Raw genomic sequence first — 18,091 nt, forward strand, 5'->3', positions numbered from 1 at the left:
GTTTAGATCAAAGATTGTAAGGTTAAATCTTCCATCCAAATAACCACGCACTCTACCTGCTTATCTGGGTAGACTTCTTGCACTAAGGTTTTATAGATCAACATTTGCTTTTTTATTTCATTTGATGAGGAAATAGAAACGTTATGGTGTGATTTATAGTCAATTATGATTGCTTTGTCTTCTGTTATACACAGTCTGTCTAGCCGCACTAATACTGGTTTTCCGTCAATTGTTCCACTAAGTGAAATTTCTGATTTGCCCTCCAAGTCGAACAGGTAATCATATTTTTCATTAAAGGTTAATATTTTGCTGTAAATTTCATCCTTATCTTCACTAGTGTTTATGCTATCAATATATTTCCTAACCCAATTTTTTCTCCTGTCTTTCTCTATCTTGGGCATATATTGCAATATACTGTGAATTATTAAGCCTCTTGCATAGCTGTCTGTCGTCCCAATGCTCCTTTTTGTCATTCCAGCATTCTCATCTGTCATCCCAGTGCTTGACACTGGCTTTTTTTCTCCAGGTTCCAGCGTTACGTGCTGCAATGACATTGATAGGTTTGATGGAGGTGAAATCACTGGAACATCAAAATAATCACGTTTTTTATAAATAGAAGGGTAGTTTGCATTCATGCATAGCACTTCAACTTTTTCTTTAAATATCGGCTGTAAGTATAGTTTTTTCCTCTCATATAATGCTCCATATTGAATAACTAGATCATACCAAGAGCCCTTTTGCACTGGCTCTTTGCCTAAAATGTATAACTCATCTTCAGCACGCGTAAGTGCCACGTACAGCAAACGCAAATATTCGTTATAATCCTCTAGTTTTTTCTCTCTTTTTACTTGATTACAATAAGCATTACTATTTTTGCCACACCAAAATGGTGCTTCCGTTGCATCAAACAAAATATTTTCGCTGTTTCTTGGTACTGTATTTGTGTCAACTAAAAACACTATTGGAGCTTGTAGACCTTTTGATTTATGAATTGTCATTATTCGTACAGCATTGAGTTCTGATTGCATATCGTTTTTAATCTCAGGATTATTTTCTTTGATCCACTGAACAAATGCTTGAAGAGATGGGTGCTCAAATTGCAATACGAGGTTCATAAATTCGTCTAGAATCTCGAAGCACTCAAGACCTAGCCTTGCAGCAAATTTCTTTTTACCTGTGCGTAATATATGCGTGAATAATGTAAGAGGGGATTTTGTCTGAGATAAGTTAATCAGATAGTTTAATTCGCTATAAATAACCTCATGATAATCATGAATTTTTTCCCACAATGACTGCTCTTTACGATTATATGCAATATTGAATAAATCGTCCTCAGTAAAGTTAAATAGCGGTGATTTTAAAACATTTGCAAGAGCAAGATCATTTGCCTGGAGGAGCAAAAATTCAGCTAAAGCTATTAAGTCCTGCACAGCTATGTAATCCATAATTCTAAAATAATCTCGGCCTATAACTGGTACATTTACTTTTTTTAGTTCACTTATTATGTAATCAACTAACACATTTCGCTGCCGTACCAAAATCATAATATCCCTTGGTTCTATATGACGATCTTTGGCGACTAAAATCCGCCCTTCGTTTAACCAATTGTGAATTCTTTGGGCTATTGCCTGAGCAAGTAATCGATCTGTTACTACATAATCTTTCCTCTGTATTAAATGAATTTGTAAGGCTTGCTGCTCTTCCTCTTTATACCTTGGCAGTAACGGCCAGATTTCAATGTACCCTTGATCGTTTTCTCTATATGGAATATGTTTTATCTTGTTCTCATTGAAAGATATTTCTTCACGAAAATTGTTAAATATTCTGTCTACAAGCATCAAAACTTCTGGAGTTGAGCGAAATGACTTTTCAAGTTGACATGATAACCAATCTCTGCCACCGGTTTTCGTGTGAAAATATTGCTGCATGTAATTAAATAGATGGGGATTTGCTCCTTGAAATCTGTAAATTGATTGTTTTACATCTCCAACAACGAATAAAGTTCTCTTTTCGTCACCACCGGTAAAAAATTCATTGCAGAGATTTGTTATAATTTTCCATTGACTGATACTATTGTCTTGTGCCTCGTCAACAAGAATGTGGTCTATTTTTTGATCTAGATTAAACAATATCCAATCTTTATAGCCTGGATTGCTAAGGAGATTTGTTGCTAAATTGATGATATCATCATAATCAAGCAGTGCATTCTTTGATTTTTCACTATTATATAGATCAACATATACTTTAAATATACTAAGTAAACTACTGGTTCTTGCGAATATTTGATAAGAATTTATATCCTTTACATGGGTAAACAATGCATTTTGAATGCTTTCTATCATTTGCTCTACGTCTTCAAATTTTTCCAAAGCACCCTTTGTTATAATGGATGATATGCTCTTTTTTTCGTACGATTCTGATTTGAGAAATACTTTAGCTAAGTTCTCTATCTTGTTGTCATCCCAGTGCTTGACACTGGGATCCATATTTCTTTTTTTTTGGATCCCAGTGTCAAGCACTGGGATGACAACATTTGGTACGGACGATTTTGTGCTATTACACCAATCATAAAGTATCGCACTGTAACTCTGATCTCTTTTGCTGCCCTCACTTAATATTTTAGCTAATCTTTTTATCTGCTCAATCGTTTCACTCTGTAAATCGTGAATCTTATCTGGGGCACTTAGTTTATCTTTGATATACCCTAAATTATTTTCTAGAGCTGATCTCTTTATACATAAGGTATAGAGTAAATCACTCAGCTTGTTTTCATCAATTTCAGCTGCAATGATATTTATATCGTCCTGCACAGTTTCATTATGAAGCGTTTTTTCAAATACGATGGAATGCAATTCTTTACATTCGCTCAACGTACGATTTGGAGCGATACCAGCTTCTGTAGGAAAGCTGGAGATTAATTTGTAACAAAAGGCGTGTATAGTTTGAATATTAAGACCAATATTTTCCAGTTCAGAAAAAAGCCTTCTTGCTCTTGTTAAATAATCTTTATTTTCTCTGGTCACACACTGGGCTAATTGTTCTAAATCTGTGACCAATATACCCTCTGGACATATTGCCCACTTACTAAGTGTACTGTAAATGCGATCCTCCATTTCATTTGCTGCAGCATTGGTAAATGTTAAGCAGAGAATATTTCTCTTATTCTCTAATAGAAGTCTTAATACTCTGTCTATTAAGATCTTTGTTTTACCTGTACCAGCTGATGCACTTACCCATACAGAGAAGTTAGGATTTATGGTATTTGATCTCATTAGGAGTGTATAAAGTTTGACTGAAGTGGCATTTCAAGTATAGTAAATAAGATAGTGTTAGTGAAGATATACAGATGGAAAGTTTTTGTGTAAAGGCTCCTGCAAAGATCAATCTTTTTTTACATATTATAAATAGAGAAGAAAGAGGGTATCATTTAATTGAAAGTTTGGTTGTCTTTGCTAAACTTTCTAATTTTTTAGAGATAAAAGTAGGAGAAAAAAACTTTAGATATGATAACTCTACAGTTCAATTTGTAAACTCTGAGTTTAAAATAAATTATCGATATAATACTATAACGAAAGCATTGAGTCTACTGCTTAGGCATGCTCCTGTACGCACTAAAGTCACTGTGAAGGTTGTAAAAAATGTACCAATTGCTGCGGGATTTGGTAGTGGTTCCTCAGATGCTGGAGCTGTGATACGCATGCTGGGAGAGCTTTGGAACATTGATAGGCAAATTTTAAATGATATAGCTTTAAGAGTTGGTGCTGATGTGCCTGCAAGTATAGATAGTAAGCCAGTTTTTGTCAGAGGTGTTGGTGAGGAATTATGCCCCATTAAACAATGCTCTTTACCCACAAGTCTGGTACTTGTGAAACCGAAAAAAAAGTTTTTGAATACATCAGAAGTATTTTCCAAGTATAAAGAGGATTTCTCTCAGCCAATTAAGTGGAGTGATAACACTGAGGAGAATTTGTTAGAGCTTCTTAAAGAGACAAAAAATGACCTGCAAGAAGCAGCAATAAGTCTTGTACCTGAAATTCAGAATGTAATATCAACACTAGAGTCACAAGAAGGCTCTATACTTTCTCGTATGTCAGGTAGTGGTGTAGCGTGTTTTGGAATGTTTGATAGTGAAGAAAATGCAAAAGCTGCAGCGGCAAATATCAAAAAGGAATATCCAGAATGGTGGGTGTGCGACACGGAATTAATAGTTTGATTTATGCCCTTAATTTCCAAGAAGAAAAATCTTATAGATGGTTACAGGGAAGAAATATTTTGGGTAAATAATCAAGAATATCATGGCTCAATTATAATTTTTCCTGAAAAGGTGATTAAATTGAAAGAAAGTGATATAAATAACAAGGAGTATTTTAAATCTTTTTTAACAGAGGAAATAGAGATTTTGATAATAGGTACTGGTAAGATACGCGATTGTTCAATGAAGTCTTATCTTATGGAGCAAAAGAATTTAAATTTTGAATTTATGACGACGGGTTCTGCATGCAGAACCCATAACGTTTTAATATCTGAAGATAGATTTGTTGTCAGTTATCTGATAGCATGTTAGAGATATTTACACAGAGTTTTTTTATAAACAGTCTAATTGCGGTAATTATGATTAGCCTAGTCACAGGAGCTCTAGGGTCATTTATGATATGGCAAAGGTTATCGTATTTAGGTGATAGTTTGTCCCATTCTTCATTGCTTGGTATTGCACTTGCTTTGATCTTTAATATCAGCCCATCGGTAAGTATAATGCTCATTGCAATTATGTTTGCTATACTACTTTCTCTTAATTTTAATAAATTATACTCTGCTGATACGATATTGAACATAGTTACCAATGTAGTTTTATCATCGAGTTTAATACTTATGTCTTTTCTTCCATCAGGTAATAATAGTATTATTAGCTCACTTTTTGGTGACATATTAATGATTGACCAAAGTAATATAATATCAATTTTTCTAACCTCCGTAATAGTTACTTTGATATTAATATTTAGATGGCGCTATTGGCTGATGATTTCGATTAATCAAGATTTGGCAACAGTTGAGAAAGTACATGTTAATTTTGTTAGGCTAGAATTTTTGATTATACTCGCTATCTTTATTGCAATTTCTGCTCAATTAATAGGAATATTACTCATTGCTGCATTTTTGTTAATACCTGCTGCATCAGCAAGACTCATTTCAAAAACTCCAATGCAAATGATTATTGTTGCAACAGTTTTTTCTGTGATTTCTGGAGTATCAGGTTTGATATTATCTGCAAGTTTTGACTTATTAACTGGACCTGCAATTATACTTATCGCAGCTGTGTATTTAATCATTGCTTATTTTATAAGATTGGTGTTAAGTAGATCGACTTAATTTTGGTCTTGGAAGTTCATAATTCATTAACAAATGAGTGTAACTATCTGAGCGTAAAGTAGTTTTTGCTACGTTGTTTTTATGTGCTAATTGTTAATTTGTGGAGTGAAAGATATGGCCGAAGGATTTTTTTCTAGATATATAGGACAGCCTATAAAAAATTTTTATAATTATGTTACGGGAAAGAAAGAAGTGTCTGATGATATGCAGAATACAGCAAATCAAGAAAGCTCAGAATTGTTGGAAACTGATGTGCAATCAAATGATGTACCACCAAGTAGTGATAATATAATATAGATGGCATGAGAATCACGCCATCTAAAGTTAAAAAATTCCTTGAGAAACCCGATACTTTAAGTGGTGTATTAATTCATGGGAGTGACAATAGTAAGGTCGATATTTTTGTACAGGAAATAATTGCCAACTTGAATGAGTATTCAGTTCAGGTGATGGATTTTGCAGTAGTGAATAAGTCGCCTGGCTTGTTATTTTCCGAGTTGGCAAACATTTCGATGTTTACTAAAAAAAGGTTAGTTAAGCTGATAAATGTCAGTGGAAGTATATCTAAAGAGTTAAGAAACATATTGGATCATAATATAGGCGATCATTATATAGTAATGATAGCAAATGATCTTCCATATAGTTCTACAACTAAAAGTTATATGGAAAGCTCAAAAATTTTCGGTGTCATTACCTGCTATAAGGACAGCGGTAGTAATCTTTGTGATATTATATCAAGTTACTTGAAACAAAATGATATAGAGTGCACAAGTGAGATAATCTACCACTTGCAGTCTTATTTTAATCATAGCAAACTGCCTATATATTCAGAGCTTGAAAAATTAGTTTTATATCTAGGAAAAAGAAAAGATCTTAAACTTGCTGATATAGATCTATGCTTTTCAACCTCCGGCAATGATTATGTTACACTTGATAATCTGTGCTCTGCAATAGTGAGTAAAGACATGGGACAATTCATCAAAATTTCCGATGTATTGATATTACAAGAGAATTTTTCACCGATAGCATTAATCCGTATTATATCAAATTATTTTCTACGGCTAGAAAGCGTTTTGCTGTTAATACAAAATGGAATGAATGAACAAGCTGCAATTGACCAGCTGAGTCCTCCATTGTTCTTCAAACAATTGCAGAGTTTTAAATCTCATTTGAAAAGTTTGCAACTTTCAGAACTTAAGAAGATCTTAGAAAATTTGATGAGCTTGGAAGTGACTTGTAAAAGAACTGACTTGGACCATAAAATGATCTTTCAGCATGAGATTAACTATTGGTGTTATTCGTTCAGCAGAGTAGTAAAATAAGGTAGACGAGAAAAAACAACTAAATGTTGTCATGAAAGTAGCTGACACTGGGATCCAGAAATATGGGATATGTGTAGAAGTTATTTTAAAATACAACGTTTTGGCAAGATTATGGATTCCAGTGTCAAGCACTGGAATGACAGGAGCAGAAACTGGAATGACAAGAAATCTAATATTTTCACATTTCCTGAACAATGCTTATTGGTGTCATTCAAATACATTCGGTGCATTTAAACCTTTTGTATGATTTTCTTCTAACCTTGCAACAATGCTCTCTCTACCGATAAAAATTAATAATTTAGCGAGTTCTGGACCTGTTTCTGTTCCTGTTAAAGCGAGGCGCAACTGCATAAATAGATCTTTTGCCTTTATATCAACTGTCTGTCGAATATTTTTAACCCACTCTGATAATGTGTTTTCATTACAATCACCTTTAGGCAATGAACTTAGCGCTATTTTTATAAACTCTTTATTAAGAACCACAGGCTCTATACCAAATTTGCATGTTTTCCACCATTTGGCCACCTCAGAAAACTTTTCTATATTACTCCTTATAAAATACCAAAACTCTGAGCCAATTTGACTTAAACGATCTTGCACCATTTCAAATGGCATTTGTTGCAGCACTTTGCTATTTAGCTTATACATTTCACTCAAGCTGAATTGTGCAGATGCTGAGCTAAATTTTTTAATATCAAATGAGTTAATTAAAGACTGCATATCAACATGAGCTTCTATCGGATCAGATGTGCCAAGTTTTGCTAAATAGCTAGTTAGCGCCATTGGCTCAATCTCATCTTCTCTTATGGACTTAATATCCAACCCACCTTTCCGTTTCGATATCTTGCTATCATCAAAATGTAGTAGGGGAAGGTGAGCAAATATAGGAATTTTCGCTTTTAATGCTTTAATAATTTGGATCTGAACTGCGGTATTAGTTACATGATCTTCCCCGCGTACAACATGGGTTACATTAAAGTCAACATCATCAACAACAGAAGGTAACATGTATGTATAAATTCCATCTTCTCTTTTTACCACAGGATCGCTAATGTGAATTGTTGCAATATTTATTTCACCTTTAACTTCATCATTCCATTTTACAATTTCGTTTCTATTCAATTTAAATCTGAAATGTGGTTTTCGTCCTTCTTGCTCATAACGAATTTTCTCTTGCTCAGTTAGAAGCAACGCACCTCTATCGTAAACAGGGGGAAGACCTTGTTTTAATTGCAATTTTCGTTTAGTGTCTAATTCTTCTCTTGTTTCATAACATGCATAAATATGACCTTCTTTCATTAACTGTAAGAACACCTCGTTATAGCTCTCAAAACGCTCTGATTGCTTAAAACTTGAATTCCAATTTATGCCAATCCATTTTAGGTCTTCTATGATATTATCTACATATTTGATATCTGAACGCTCAAGATCAGTATCATCAAAACGTAGTAAAAATTTTCCATTTTGATTACGTGTGTACATCCAACAAATGAGTGCAGTGCGTATGTTTCCTACATGTAGGTAGCCAGTTGGGCTTGGAGCGAATCTTGTTAGCATTTAAATGATTACTTTAGTTTATTTTAATTTTATATAAATGTACTGCTAAAGCAAGATTCTTCTTTGTCTTGGTGTTAGTTGCTACAAAGTACAGCGAACATGAAACCTTTTTGTTAGAGTTCCATGATCTGCCTAAAATACTCTGAAAGCACGGCTTTAGTTATTTACTCTAAATATATTATACGTATACTTGTTATTAAATTAAATTTGAAATGATAAGAAATGAGTGAATTTAAATCAATCCGCAATATTGCAATAATTGCACACGTTGACCACGGAAAAACTACTTTACTTGATAACATGTTAAAACAAAGTGGCACGTTTCGTGAGAATCAAGAAGTTCAAGAACGAGTGATGGATAGTGGTGATCAAGAACGTGAACGTGGGATTACAATACTTGCAAAATGTACGTCAATAATGTGGGGTGATGAGAAAATCAATATCATTGATACACCAGGACATGCGGATTTTGGTGGAGAAGTGGAAAGGGTGCTCTGCATGGCAGATGGTGTATTACTACTGGTTGATGCTGCAGAAGGTCCAATGCCACAGACTAAGTTTGTGTTGTCAAAAGCACTAAAGGCAAATTTAAAACCGATTGTGATAATCAATAAGGTTGATCGACCAGACAGCAGAATTGATGAAGTACTAAATGAAATATATGAGTTATTTTTTAACCTTGATGCAACCAACGAGCAACTAGATTTTCCAGTACTCTATGCTTCAGGTAGAAATGGTTGGTGTGCTAAGGAGATATCTGATGAGAGAAAAGATTTAAGCCCATTATTTTCAACGGTGATAGATTACATAAAACCTTCCGTTTATGATCAAAATGCACCTTTTGCTATGCTAGTTACTTTACTTGAATCTGATAAATTTCTTGGCAGAATATTGACAGGAAAGATTTACCAAGGAATCGCGCAAGTTAACTCAGATCTTAAGGTAATTGATCTTGATGGTCAAGTGGTTGAGCGAGGGAGATTAACTAAGTTACTCTCATTTTCTGGCTTAAAACGCGTTCCAGTAGAGCAAGCTGTAGCTGGTGATATCATTGCCATTGCAGGACTTGAGAAAGCTTCAGTTTCAGACACTATAGCAGCACCAGAAGTTACAACTGCGATCAGCTCAACTCCAGTTGACCCGCCAACAATGGCGATTACTATAAGCGTTAATGACTCACCTTTTGCTGGGCAAGAGGGAACAAAACTTACCTCAACTGTTATAAAAGATCGTTTATATGCAGAAGCAGAAACAAACGTTGCAATTACTGTAACTTTGGCTCCAAGTGGTGAAGCATTTGAAGTAGGTGGACGTGGTGAGTTGCAGCTTGGGGTACTGATTGAAAATATGAGAAGGGAAGGTTTTGAACTTTCAGTTTCACGGCCTCGAGTGCTGTTTAAAGAAGAAGATGGCAAAAAACTTGAACCTATAGAGGAAGTAGTAATTGATGTAGATGATGAGTATAGTGGAATCATCATGGAAAAACTTAGCTTTCGAAAAGGTGAAGTAACTGATATGAGACCTTCTGGTAGTGGCAGAACTAGGTTGACATTTTTAGTGCCATCAAGGGGATTAATTGGCTATCAAGGAGAATTTTTAACTGATTCTCGCGGCACTGGTATAATCAACCGTTTATTTCACAGTTATGCTCCACATAAAGGTTCAATTTCCGGAAGGCGTAATGGGGTTTTAATTTCAACAGACAAAGGCGAAGCAGTAGCGTATGCAATTTTCAATCTGCAAGATAGGGGAATTATGTTTGTTAAGCCACAAGATAAGGTATATTGTGGTATGATTGTCGGTCAGCATAGTCGTGACAATGATTTAGAAATAAATGTACTTAAAGGTAAGCAATTAACAAACGTAAGAGCTTCAGGTAGCGATGAAGCTATAAAGCTTACTCCACCAAAAATAATGACACTGGAGGATATGATAGCATATATAGACGATGATGAATTGGTAGAAGTAACTCCAAAATCTATACGTTTGCGTAAGAAGTTCCTCGATCCAAATGAACGTAAACGTGCAGGAAGGGCGAAGAATAAAGAGTAATCAACGTTCCTGATAAAAAGCTGGATGAGCTACTCGGATAACACCATCATAAAGGGAACCAGTGTCAGTTACTTGAGCAGGTACTGGGATGACAAGAGAAGGCTACAAAGGTGTCATGCAAGTAGCTCATCCAGCTTTTTTATAATCATCGAAAACATTGTATTTTAACATTACTTTTATACTTATAAGTTTCTAGGCACTGGATTTGTTGTAGACTTACTCTATCACTTTACCCTCTTATTTTACCACTCTCCTGCCTATATATTTTTATATGAGGATTTTTGCAAAAGTTTCGCATTTTTTGTAACATGATTTTCAGTATGTGTAACCTAAATGCAAATTGATCACGAAACTAGTGTAATTATTGAGGCCATAGAGAAATTTGGTGGTGAGGCAAGGCTTGTTGGTGGATGTGTTAGAGATTCAATTTTACAGCGTGACATTCACGACATCGATCTTGCTACTAATCTGCTGCCTAATCAAGCAGTTAAAGCGTTAAAACTCCGTAATATAAAAACTATTCCAACTGGCTTAAAACATGGAACTATTACTGCGATTTTAAATAAAAGATCCTTTGAGATTACAACGCTAAGGCATGATGTAAAGTGTGACGGTAGACATGCGAAGGTAGAATTTACTAATGATTGGCAAGCTGATGCTTCAAGGCGCGACTTTACGTTTAATGCTCTTTATGCAGACAAATATGGCCATATATACGACTACTTTGGTGGCATTCAGGACTTAAAAGCACGAAAGTTAAACTTTATAGGTAACGCTGAAGATAGGATTAAGGAAGACTATCTACGTATTTTAAGAGCGTTTCGTTTTCACGCTAAAATATGCATAGGAGATTTAAGTGATGAAATATTGGATGTGTGCAAAAAGCATTCACACATGATTCAAAACCTCTCTGGAGAGAGAATAAGAGAAGAAATATTTAAACTCTTGGAATGCAATGATCCTGCTCCAACACTTAAGAGCATGCAAAAATCTGATGTTTTACAAAAAATTATTCCAAAAGAAGTAAAATGCGAAATTTTATCTTCACCACTTCTTATCAACACTAAACCTCCTACAAAACCCTCAGCGTATGTCCATACGCCTTTCCTAGATCCCACAATCGATGCACTAACAAAATTAGCGCTGCTTCTTAGGACTGCTGAAGATAGGCTTAATCTTGGAGAATATGTAAGCAAACTTCTACGTCTTTCAAATAAGCAAAAGAAAAAAATATTATTTTTATTATCAAACAATATCAAAACAGAGCTTTCAGAAAAAGAGCAAAAGAAATACATATCTTTATTTGGTAAGGAATTATATTGTGACTTAATGAAGATTTGTGGTATTGAGTCTGGAATAAATGTTGATGAGTATATTTCATTTGCTAAGATGTTTAACATTCCAAAATTTCCTTTATCTGGTGATGATTTAATAACTATAGGTCATCAACCAGGGAAAAGTTTAGGTAGAAACTTGGAATTGCTACGACAACATTGGGAAGACAGCTCCTACACTTTAACAAAGGAGGAGCTGATACTTTATGCTAAGAGCCTACTCTAGTTACTCTCTGAATGTTTGATGAAGTAGTGTGACGCATGGAAGAGTTAGGTGTTAATTCGTATTCTTTTTTGGGAATGTTCAAAAAAGTGTGTCAAAGCGAATTTTTAGTTCAACTCAATTTTTAACCTATCAGGAAAAAAGATATCAAGTTGAGATATAGTTAGAGCCCAATTAGGCAAAGCCATAGCCCATTTTTGCTCTATCTTTTTTATAGCACAATATACCAATTTGTACAAGGCATTTGTACTGGTAAATGAACCTTTGGTTTTAGTAAATTTTCTGATTTGTCTGTGCAACCCCTCAATTGGATTGGTGGTATAAATTAGCCTTCTAACAGGGCCAGAATACTTAAAATAACTAGACAAATTTTCCCAATTGTTTTGCCACGATTTTATGACTAAAGGATATTTTTCACCCCATTTTTCCTCCAGTTCAAGTAAATAATTTTCGGCGATTTCTCTACTTGTAGCACGGTATATTTTTTTCAAATCATTCATAAAAACTTTTATATCTTTGCTGGATACGTATTTTAGTGAATTTCTTATTTGGTGCACAATGCATAACTGTACCTCAGCATTGGGAAATACGCTATTTATAGCTGTAGGGAAGCTTTTCAGACCGTCAACACAAGCTATCAAAATGTCTTCTACTCCTCTCTCTTTTAAGTCATTTAATACGCCTAGCCAGAAGTTAGCTCCCTCACTTTCTGCTAAGTAAAAACCCAGTACTTCTTTTCTGCCATTTTGGTCTATTCCTAATATATTGTACATGCATTTACTTATGCAATGTCCATTCTCTTTGACCTTAAAAAACATCCCATCCATAAATACTATCGGGTATACTGATTGTAGGGGACGACTCCTCCATTCATTGATTATAGGCAGTAATTTATCTGTAATTCCAGATATCTCTGCTGCAGATATTTTATGGTCATAGATTTCTTCCACATAGGATGCTATATCCCTGTATCCCACACCGCTTGCAAACATGTTCAAGACCTTTGTTTCAAGTTCTGTTGTTTGCCTTTTTTTCACTATCTGTGGTTCGAAACTTCCCTCTCTATCTCTTGGTGTCAATAGTTCAAATGAACCTGCACTCGTCTTCAAAGTTTTGCCATTCTTTCCGTTTCTTCGATTCTTTTCTTCTCTTTCATTGGATAAATGATGCTCTATTTCACCTTCTAGACTTGCTTCCAGCAGCCTTTTTACAAATGGTGTTAATGCTCCATCTCTCCCCATCAATGGTTTACCTTCCCTTATTGATGACAGTATATTTGCTTCCAGCTCTTTGTAATCTACCAGGCCAGTCGTTCCATTTTCTATTTTGTAACTCATATATCAAACCTCTATTTTTTGTTTCTATTTTATTTTTATTTCTCGGTTTGACACACTTTTTTGAACATTCCCTCTTTTTTAGCTTTATCTGTTAATTCATATTCATTGTTTTCTTTTGAAGTTTGAACGCACATTTTCTGATCTGGAGATAAAAATTTATCTCGTATGCTTGATGCTAGTTGTAATCCTTGAATCTTATCTGAAAAACATTTCATTTCAGCTTCCGTTAACTTCTGCACAACAAATTTTTTGACTGAATCATTATTGCTATTATTTTTGTGAGCTAAAAATTCCATTAAGGAACTTATTATTGCTTGACTATCTTCTTCATTTAAATATAACCCTTTTGCACACTCTTGAACAAAAATTACCTGTTCGATAGAATGCTTTTTACCAACTTTTTCAACAACTGTGTTAACCTTAATTTCTATAATCGCTCTTCCAGATTTCATCAAATTACTTTTCAATAACTCAAGTAATTTATCACTTTCAAGTTTACCATCACCTTGATTTGATAAAGATTTTATAGTTTCATCAAGCACGTTATGGCAAAAGTGTTTTCCTTCAAATTCAGGAAAACTTTTTTTCAACTTTGTATTTTGATCAGATAAAAATTTATCGAGACTGTCATTCCCGCGAAGCTTAGATAAAGTATTTGAAAATTTTGACTTCACAGAACCAGAAGTAGAAAAAATACTCTTTGTATCTGCTTTAGTTTTTTTATTAATATCTTCTGGCTTTTTACTAGCGTCTTTTTGCTTGTTTTGTAACTTTTGTTGTTCTTGATTATTTGACAATTGCTGTTGCTCCAACTGCTTTGGCGTGCTTGATAAGCTTCTCTTTAATTGATCTATTTCAGCTAACAGACCTTTATTTTCTTCCTGTAGTTTTGTAATATCAATTTTCGATCGATTTTCTGCTTGCTTATGTTCCTCTTGTAACTGCTTAATCTGCTTCTCTTGCTTTGCAAGTTCTTCTTTTAACATTTCTGTCAGATTCGAATGAGTTTCCTTTAAGCTATCATCTATTCCCGCTGATTCCCACTCTTTACTTTTTTCTAATGCCTGTACTTGTTCTTGTAGACTAGTAATCTTACTTTCTAATTCTTTTTTCTCTGTTTCAGTAGCATTTAGTTTACTAATTGAATCACTTTTGTCTTTCTCTAATTGTTGTTTAAGATTCTCTACTTCAGCATCTTTTCCCTTAGCTTGTTCTTTCAATTCATTAATTTCACTTTCTAAATCTTGTTTCTTTTTTTCAATGGTATTTAGATTAGTCTTTTCTTGCTCTAATTGTTGCTGAGCACTTTCCAATTTTTTTCTAAATTCAGCATCTTTTTTCTTAGCTTGCTCTAATTCTGCTTTTTTTTGTTCATTTAATTGCTTTATTTTAGTATCAAATTCGTTTTTTAACTTACTAACTTCATTCTCAAGTTCTGTTTTTTGCACTCGTAGGTTTTCATTCTCTTTCTTCACAGTTTCATTTATATCTTTATTTTCATGAAATGACTTTATTAAATCCTCTTGCTCTTTTATTCTTTTCTCTAGATCAGATATAACTTGCTTTTGTTCGTTATTTTTAGTCTCCATTTCCTTTTTCTCTTGTTCTAATACTTCATTTAATTGCGTTAATCTACCTATTTCCCCATCTTTTTCTTCTACCCTTACTGAGAGCATTTCTATTTTATTTGCAAATTCTTTACTGCGCTCAGTTAATTCTTTCTGCAAACGTAATATCTCTTCAGACTTTTTCTTCAACTGTACTAAAAATTCTTCTCCTCTTTTTCGTGCAACTTTTGCTAATTCTTTATAACTCTCTTTAAGTTTTTTAATTAAGGAGTTTAATTGTTCTTTTTCCTCTTTTAAAAAATCACTCTCTAATTGTAAATTTTCAATATACTCTGCTTGATTATTACAGAGCTCAATGAACACCTCTAGTGCCTGACTTACACCTTCCAGTTGCTCCTTTAATTTTTCATTCTTATCCTCTGTCTCAACAAATTCAGTCTGAATTTCTGTATCTTTAAATGTAGTTTTACCTTCACTAATTATTTTACTTTGGACCTCTTGTGCTACAACTTCAGAAATTTGAACACTTTGATCTACTACTTCGGGAGCATCAGTTTGAACTCCATTATTCACAATAACTTTATTGTGGTGTAGGATATTCTCTGCCCATTTATTCCATCTCCCTGGCAATATTCGTCCGATTGTTTTTAGATATAGCCAAGCAAGCACAGTGGATAAGCTGTATTTTTTTTCCTTTTGTTTAATACTAGGTTCGTAATTAACCTTATTGTTAGCATTTAGCATAAAATTACCTAATTTTTAAAGTATTGAAGTTATATATATTAATATAATTATTAAATAAATAATAATATAAATGTTAAATTGTGTGAAAATTTTTATAGATTTTAAGTAGAAATACACATGTTCGTAAGCACAGAATTTGCTTTTTCTATTGCTCTTGCTAACATTTCTTGTTCATTGTAATGATTCTTCACATTGATTACCTGAGCTGACAAATTTGCAGGGAAAGTGACTAAACTAACTTCCCATAGCTCCACTTGTTTTAACACTCGAGCTCCGCTTTCATGATCAACATCATACTCTATTGGTATATAGCCAATCGAAAGCCCGTTAATAGTTCCAGTTTTGAGCATTAAATATGCTTCCTCTGCTTTTTGAATACCAAAAAGCAAATGTGCAGTTATATATAGGCCAACATCATTTTCGCAAATATCCGTAATATTACCTATAGGCTCGCTCGGATTGTGCTGCCAAAGAAGTTTTATCTGACTTTTATTTAAGTTATTCTTAAATGCTCCTGGTAATATCAGATCATTTTGCTTATCAACTATATTAAAAACGCTCGCATAGCCAGAAAATACTCCGTTTTCTTCTATGCTTTTTATTGACAATGGTGAATAGAGAAATTTCTTATTCATAAGTCCTCCTTGTAAATTATGGTATTGGGTTTGCCAGCGCTCTGAGCCAGCTTAAAATGTTGTATAGATTGTTTTCCTATATCTCAGGATGAGTATAAGGCACTGCAATATAATTCTATTGTATGCAGTGCTTTGAAAATGGGGAAGTACTTTTTTAGTTATAAAATTTGTCATTTTATATATATAAGGGTAGGGTTTGTTGCACATTGGGTTGTTCAACAGCAGCGTTTTCTAGATTTGTAGAAACAGCTTCGTTTGTAGGAGTAATTATTTTTCCTAGAAGGAAGCCAAATCCCAAAGAAACAGCTGCTATAAAACCATTCATTAATGACTCTGTCCATGTTTCTCCCTCGTATTCTTGATAGATTTTAGAATATATCATTATTGGCTTCATTCGGGTTTAAATTTCTTTCCAACTCTTCTGATGTTTTCTCCTCAGCATCTTGGGATTTTGTTGATGAACTTTTCTGTAAGTTTTCTAATTCTTGTGTGTCCATCAACACCTCACTATTAAAGCTTAAGTACAAATCATACAGCACTATAATTGTTTAGTCAAGGTAAATACTAGTATATTAAGTAAATATTTACTATATTAATATGATTGCTTAAATTCACAACTAATTGTTTGGGGGAATAAAAAGATTGTGTTTTGTAGGTGATTTGCGTAGCGGAAGGTGTTACCCCAGTTTTACAACACTGGGATAACGGTAAAAGTAGCTATATGCTCTGTCCTTGAATATTTTGTTGTTCAGTGGTAGCATTTTCGGGAGTGTTAAATAAACTGTGTCAAATCGCATTTTTAGTTCAACTCGATTTTTAACCTACCAGGAAAAAAGATATCAAGTTGAGAGATAGTTAAAGCCCAATCATGTATAGGCATAGTCCATTTCTCTCCTGCCTTCTTTATAGCACAATATACCTGTTTATGCAAGGCATTTGTGCTGGTAAATGAGCCCTTAGTTTTAGTAAATTTTCTGATCTGTCTATGTAACCCTTCAATAGGATTTGTGGTATAAATTAACTTTCTTACAGGGCCGGAATATTTAAAATAACTAGACAGATTTTCCCAATTATTCTCCCAAAACTAAAGTATATTTTTCTCCCCATTTTTCCTCTAGCTCAAGTAAATAATTCTCGGCTATTTCTCTACTTGATATGTTTTTTTCAAATCATTCATGAAAACTTTTGCTCGATACATATTTCAGTGAATTTCTTATCTGATGTACTATACATTTCTGCTTTAGGAAATACGCTATTTATAGCTGTAGGAAAGCTTTTTAACACAAGCTATCAGAATATCATCTACTCCTCTCTCCTTTAGGTCATTTAGTACTCCCAACCAGAACTTCACTTTCAGCCAAATAAAAACCCAAAACTTCTTTTCTGCCATTTTGCTAATATGTTATACATACATTTGCTTACACAATGCCCGTCCTCCTTGACCTTAAAAAACCATGAACACTATTGGATATACAGATTGCAGCGGACGACTGCGCCATTCGTTGATTACCGGTAACAATTTGTCAGTAATACTTGATATCTCTGCTGCAGATATTTTATATTTCTTCTACATGCGATGCTATATCCCATGCCACTGGCATATGTACTTAAAACCTTTGCTTCAAGTTCGGTTGTTTGCCTTTTTCTGACTACTTGTGGCTCGAAACTTCCTTCTCTATCTCTTGGTGTCAATAGTTCAAATACTTGTCCGTAAAGTCTTTGAATTTCTTCGGTTGTTTTCTTCGCTTTCAGCCGACAAATGGTTTTCTATCTCGCCTTCCCTCTAGCAGTTTTTTGATAAATGGTGTTAATGCTCCATCTCTTCCTGTCAATGGTCTTCCTTCTCGTATAGATGATAAGATATTTGTTTCTCATTCTTTATAGTCTACCAAACCGGTAGTTGTGTTTGCTTGACTCATTGTCAAACCTCCATTTTTTTATCAATTTATTAC

Annotated in this window: 14 protein-coding genes and 1 pseudogene; 7 read left to right on the top strand and 8 right to left on the bottom strand. The window is 34.1% G+C overall.

Features of this window, described 5'->3' with window-relative positions; translation table 11 throughout:
* Positions 1-2: 2 nt before the first annotated feature.
* Positions 3-3,272 carry a UvrD-helicase domain-containing protein gene (locus OOK82_RS00905; protein WP_264686447.1) on the bottom strand — a complete coding sequence of 1,090 codons (3,270 nt, stop codon included), beginning with the start codon at positions 3,270-3,272 and terminating at the stop codon, positions 3-5.
* A gap of 74 nt (positions 3,273-3,346) precedes the next feature.
* On the opposite strand from OOK82_RS00905, the gene OOK82_RS00910 reads away from it, so the two are divergent.
* The 5 genes from OOK82_RS00910 (at position 3,347) to holA (ending at position 6,689) form a co-directional block, all read left to right on the top strand.
* On the top strand, positions 3,347-4,213 hold the full coding sequence (locus tag OOK82_RS00910; protein WP_264686446.1) for a 4-(cytidine 5'-diphospho)-2-C-methyl-D-erythritol kinase: 867 nt from the start codon (positions 3,347-3,349) through the stop codon (positions 4,211-4,213).
* 3 nt (positions 4,214-4,216) lie between these two features.
* Positions 4,217-4,564, top strand: coding sequence for an Mth938-like domain-containing protein (locus OOK82_RS00915; protein WP_264704284.1), 348 nt, complete (start codon positions 4,217-4,219; stop codon positions 4,562-4,564).
* Positions 4,558-5,367, top strand: a complete 810-nt coding sequence (locus OOK82_RS00920) for a metal ABC transporter permease (RefSeq protein ID WP_007302687.1) — start codon at positions 4,558-4,560, stop codon at positions 5,365-5,367. Before OOK82_RS00915 ends, OOK82_RS00920 begins: the two co-directional genes overlap by 7 nt.
* A 114-nt stretch (positions 5,368-5,481) precedes the next feature.
* Positions 5,482-5,664, top strand: coding sequence for a hypothetical protein (locus OOK82_RS00925; protein WP_015588477.1), 183 nt, complete (start codon positions 5,482-5,484; stop codon positions 5,662-5,664).
* A 5-nt stretch (positions 5,665-5,669) separates the two neighbouring features.
* Positions 5,670-6,689 carry a DNA polymerase III subunit delta gene (holA, locus tag OOK82_RS00930; protein WP_007302689.1) on the top strand — a complete coding sequence of 340 codons (1,020 nt, stop codon included), beginning with the start codon at positions 5,670-5,672 and terminating at the stop codon, positions 6,687-6,689.
* 207 nt (positions 6,690-6,896) lie between these two features.
* On the opposite strand, the gene gltX is transcribed toward holA, so the two are convergent.
* On the bottom strand, positions 6,897-8,246 hold the full coding sequence (gltX, locus tag OOK82_RS00935) for a glutamate--tRNA ligase (RefSeq protein ID WP_064085301.1): 1,350 nt from the start codon (positions 8,244-8,246) through the stop codon (positions 6,897-6,899).
* A gap of 222 nt (positions 8,247-8,468) precedes the next feature.
* Between gltX and typA the strand changes: the two genes are divergently transcribed.
* A complete protein-coding gene (typA, locus tag OOK82_RS00940) occupies positions 8,469-10,298 on the top strand; it encodes a translational GTPase TypA (protein ID WP_264704286.1) in 1,830 nt (609 codons plus the stop codon).
* Positions 10,299-10,631: 333 nt separating this feature from the next.
* Complete coding sequence (locus OOK82_RS00945) at positions 10,632-11,858, top strand: CCA tRNA nucleotidyltransferase (protein WP_264686469.1); 1,227 nt, start codon at positions 10,632-10,634, stop codon at positions 11,856-11,858.
* Positions 11,859-11,962: 104 nt separating this feature from the next.
* Here the strand turns inward: OOK82_RS00945 and OOK82_RS00950 are convergent, their stop codons facing one another.
* The 6 genes and pseudogenes from OOK82_RS00950 to OOK82_RS00975 all read right to left on the bottom strand — a co-directional run bounded on the left by OOK82_RS00950 (position 11,963) and on the right by OOK82_RS00975 (position 18,001).
* On the bottom strand, positions 11,963-13,192 hold the full coding sequence (locus OOK82_RS00950) for an IS256 family transposase (RefSeq protein WP_264704249.1): 1,230 nt from the start codon (positions 13,190-13,192) through the stop codon (positions 11,963-11,965).
* A gap of 35 nt (positions 13,193-13,227) precedes the next feature.
* The gene (locus OOK82_RS00955; RefSeq protein ID WP_264704287.1) at positions 13,228-15,504 is read right to left on the bottom strand and encodes a coiled-coil domain-containing protein; all 2,277 of its coding nucleotides are present in this window, start codon (positions 15,502-15,504) and stop codon (positions 13,228-13,230) included.
* Positions 15,505-15,605: 101 nt separating this feature from the next.
* Positions 15,606-16,139 carry an HK97 family phage prohead protease gene (locus tag OOK82_RS00960; RefSeq protein ID WP_264374754.1) on the bottom strand — a complete coding sequence of 178 codons (534 nt, stop codon included), beginning with the start codon at positions 16,137-16,139 and terminating at the stop codon, positions 15,606-15,608.
* A gap of 175 nt (positions 16,140-16,314) precedes the next feature.
* Positions 16,315-16,521, bottom strand: a complete 207-nt coding sequence (locus OOK82_RS00965) for a hypothetical protein (RefSeq protein WP_264683336.1) — start codon at positions 16,519-16,521, stop codon at positions 16,315-16,317.
* Positions 16,508-16,636 (bottom strand): hypothetical protein, encoded by a 129-nt coding sequence (locus tag OOK82_RS00970; protein ID WP_264375850.1) that lies wholly within the window; start codon positions 16,634-16,636, stop codon positions 16,508-16,510. The genes OOK82_RS00965 and OOK82_RS00970 overlap by 14 nt, the downstream gene beginning before the upstream one ends.
* 302 nt (positions 16,637-16,938) lie before the next feature.
* Positions 16,939-18,001 (bottom strand): annotated as a pseudogene (locus OOK82_RS00975) (IS256 family transposase).
* Positions 18,002-18,091: the final 90 nt, after the last annotated feature.

This window comes from Wolbachia endosymbiont (group B) of Apotomis betuletana (assembly GCF_947250475.1).
In the GTDB taxonomy this organism is placed as follows: Bacteria; Pseudomonadota; Alphaproteobacteria; order Rickettsiales; family Anaplasmataceae; genus Wolbachia.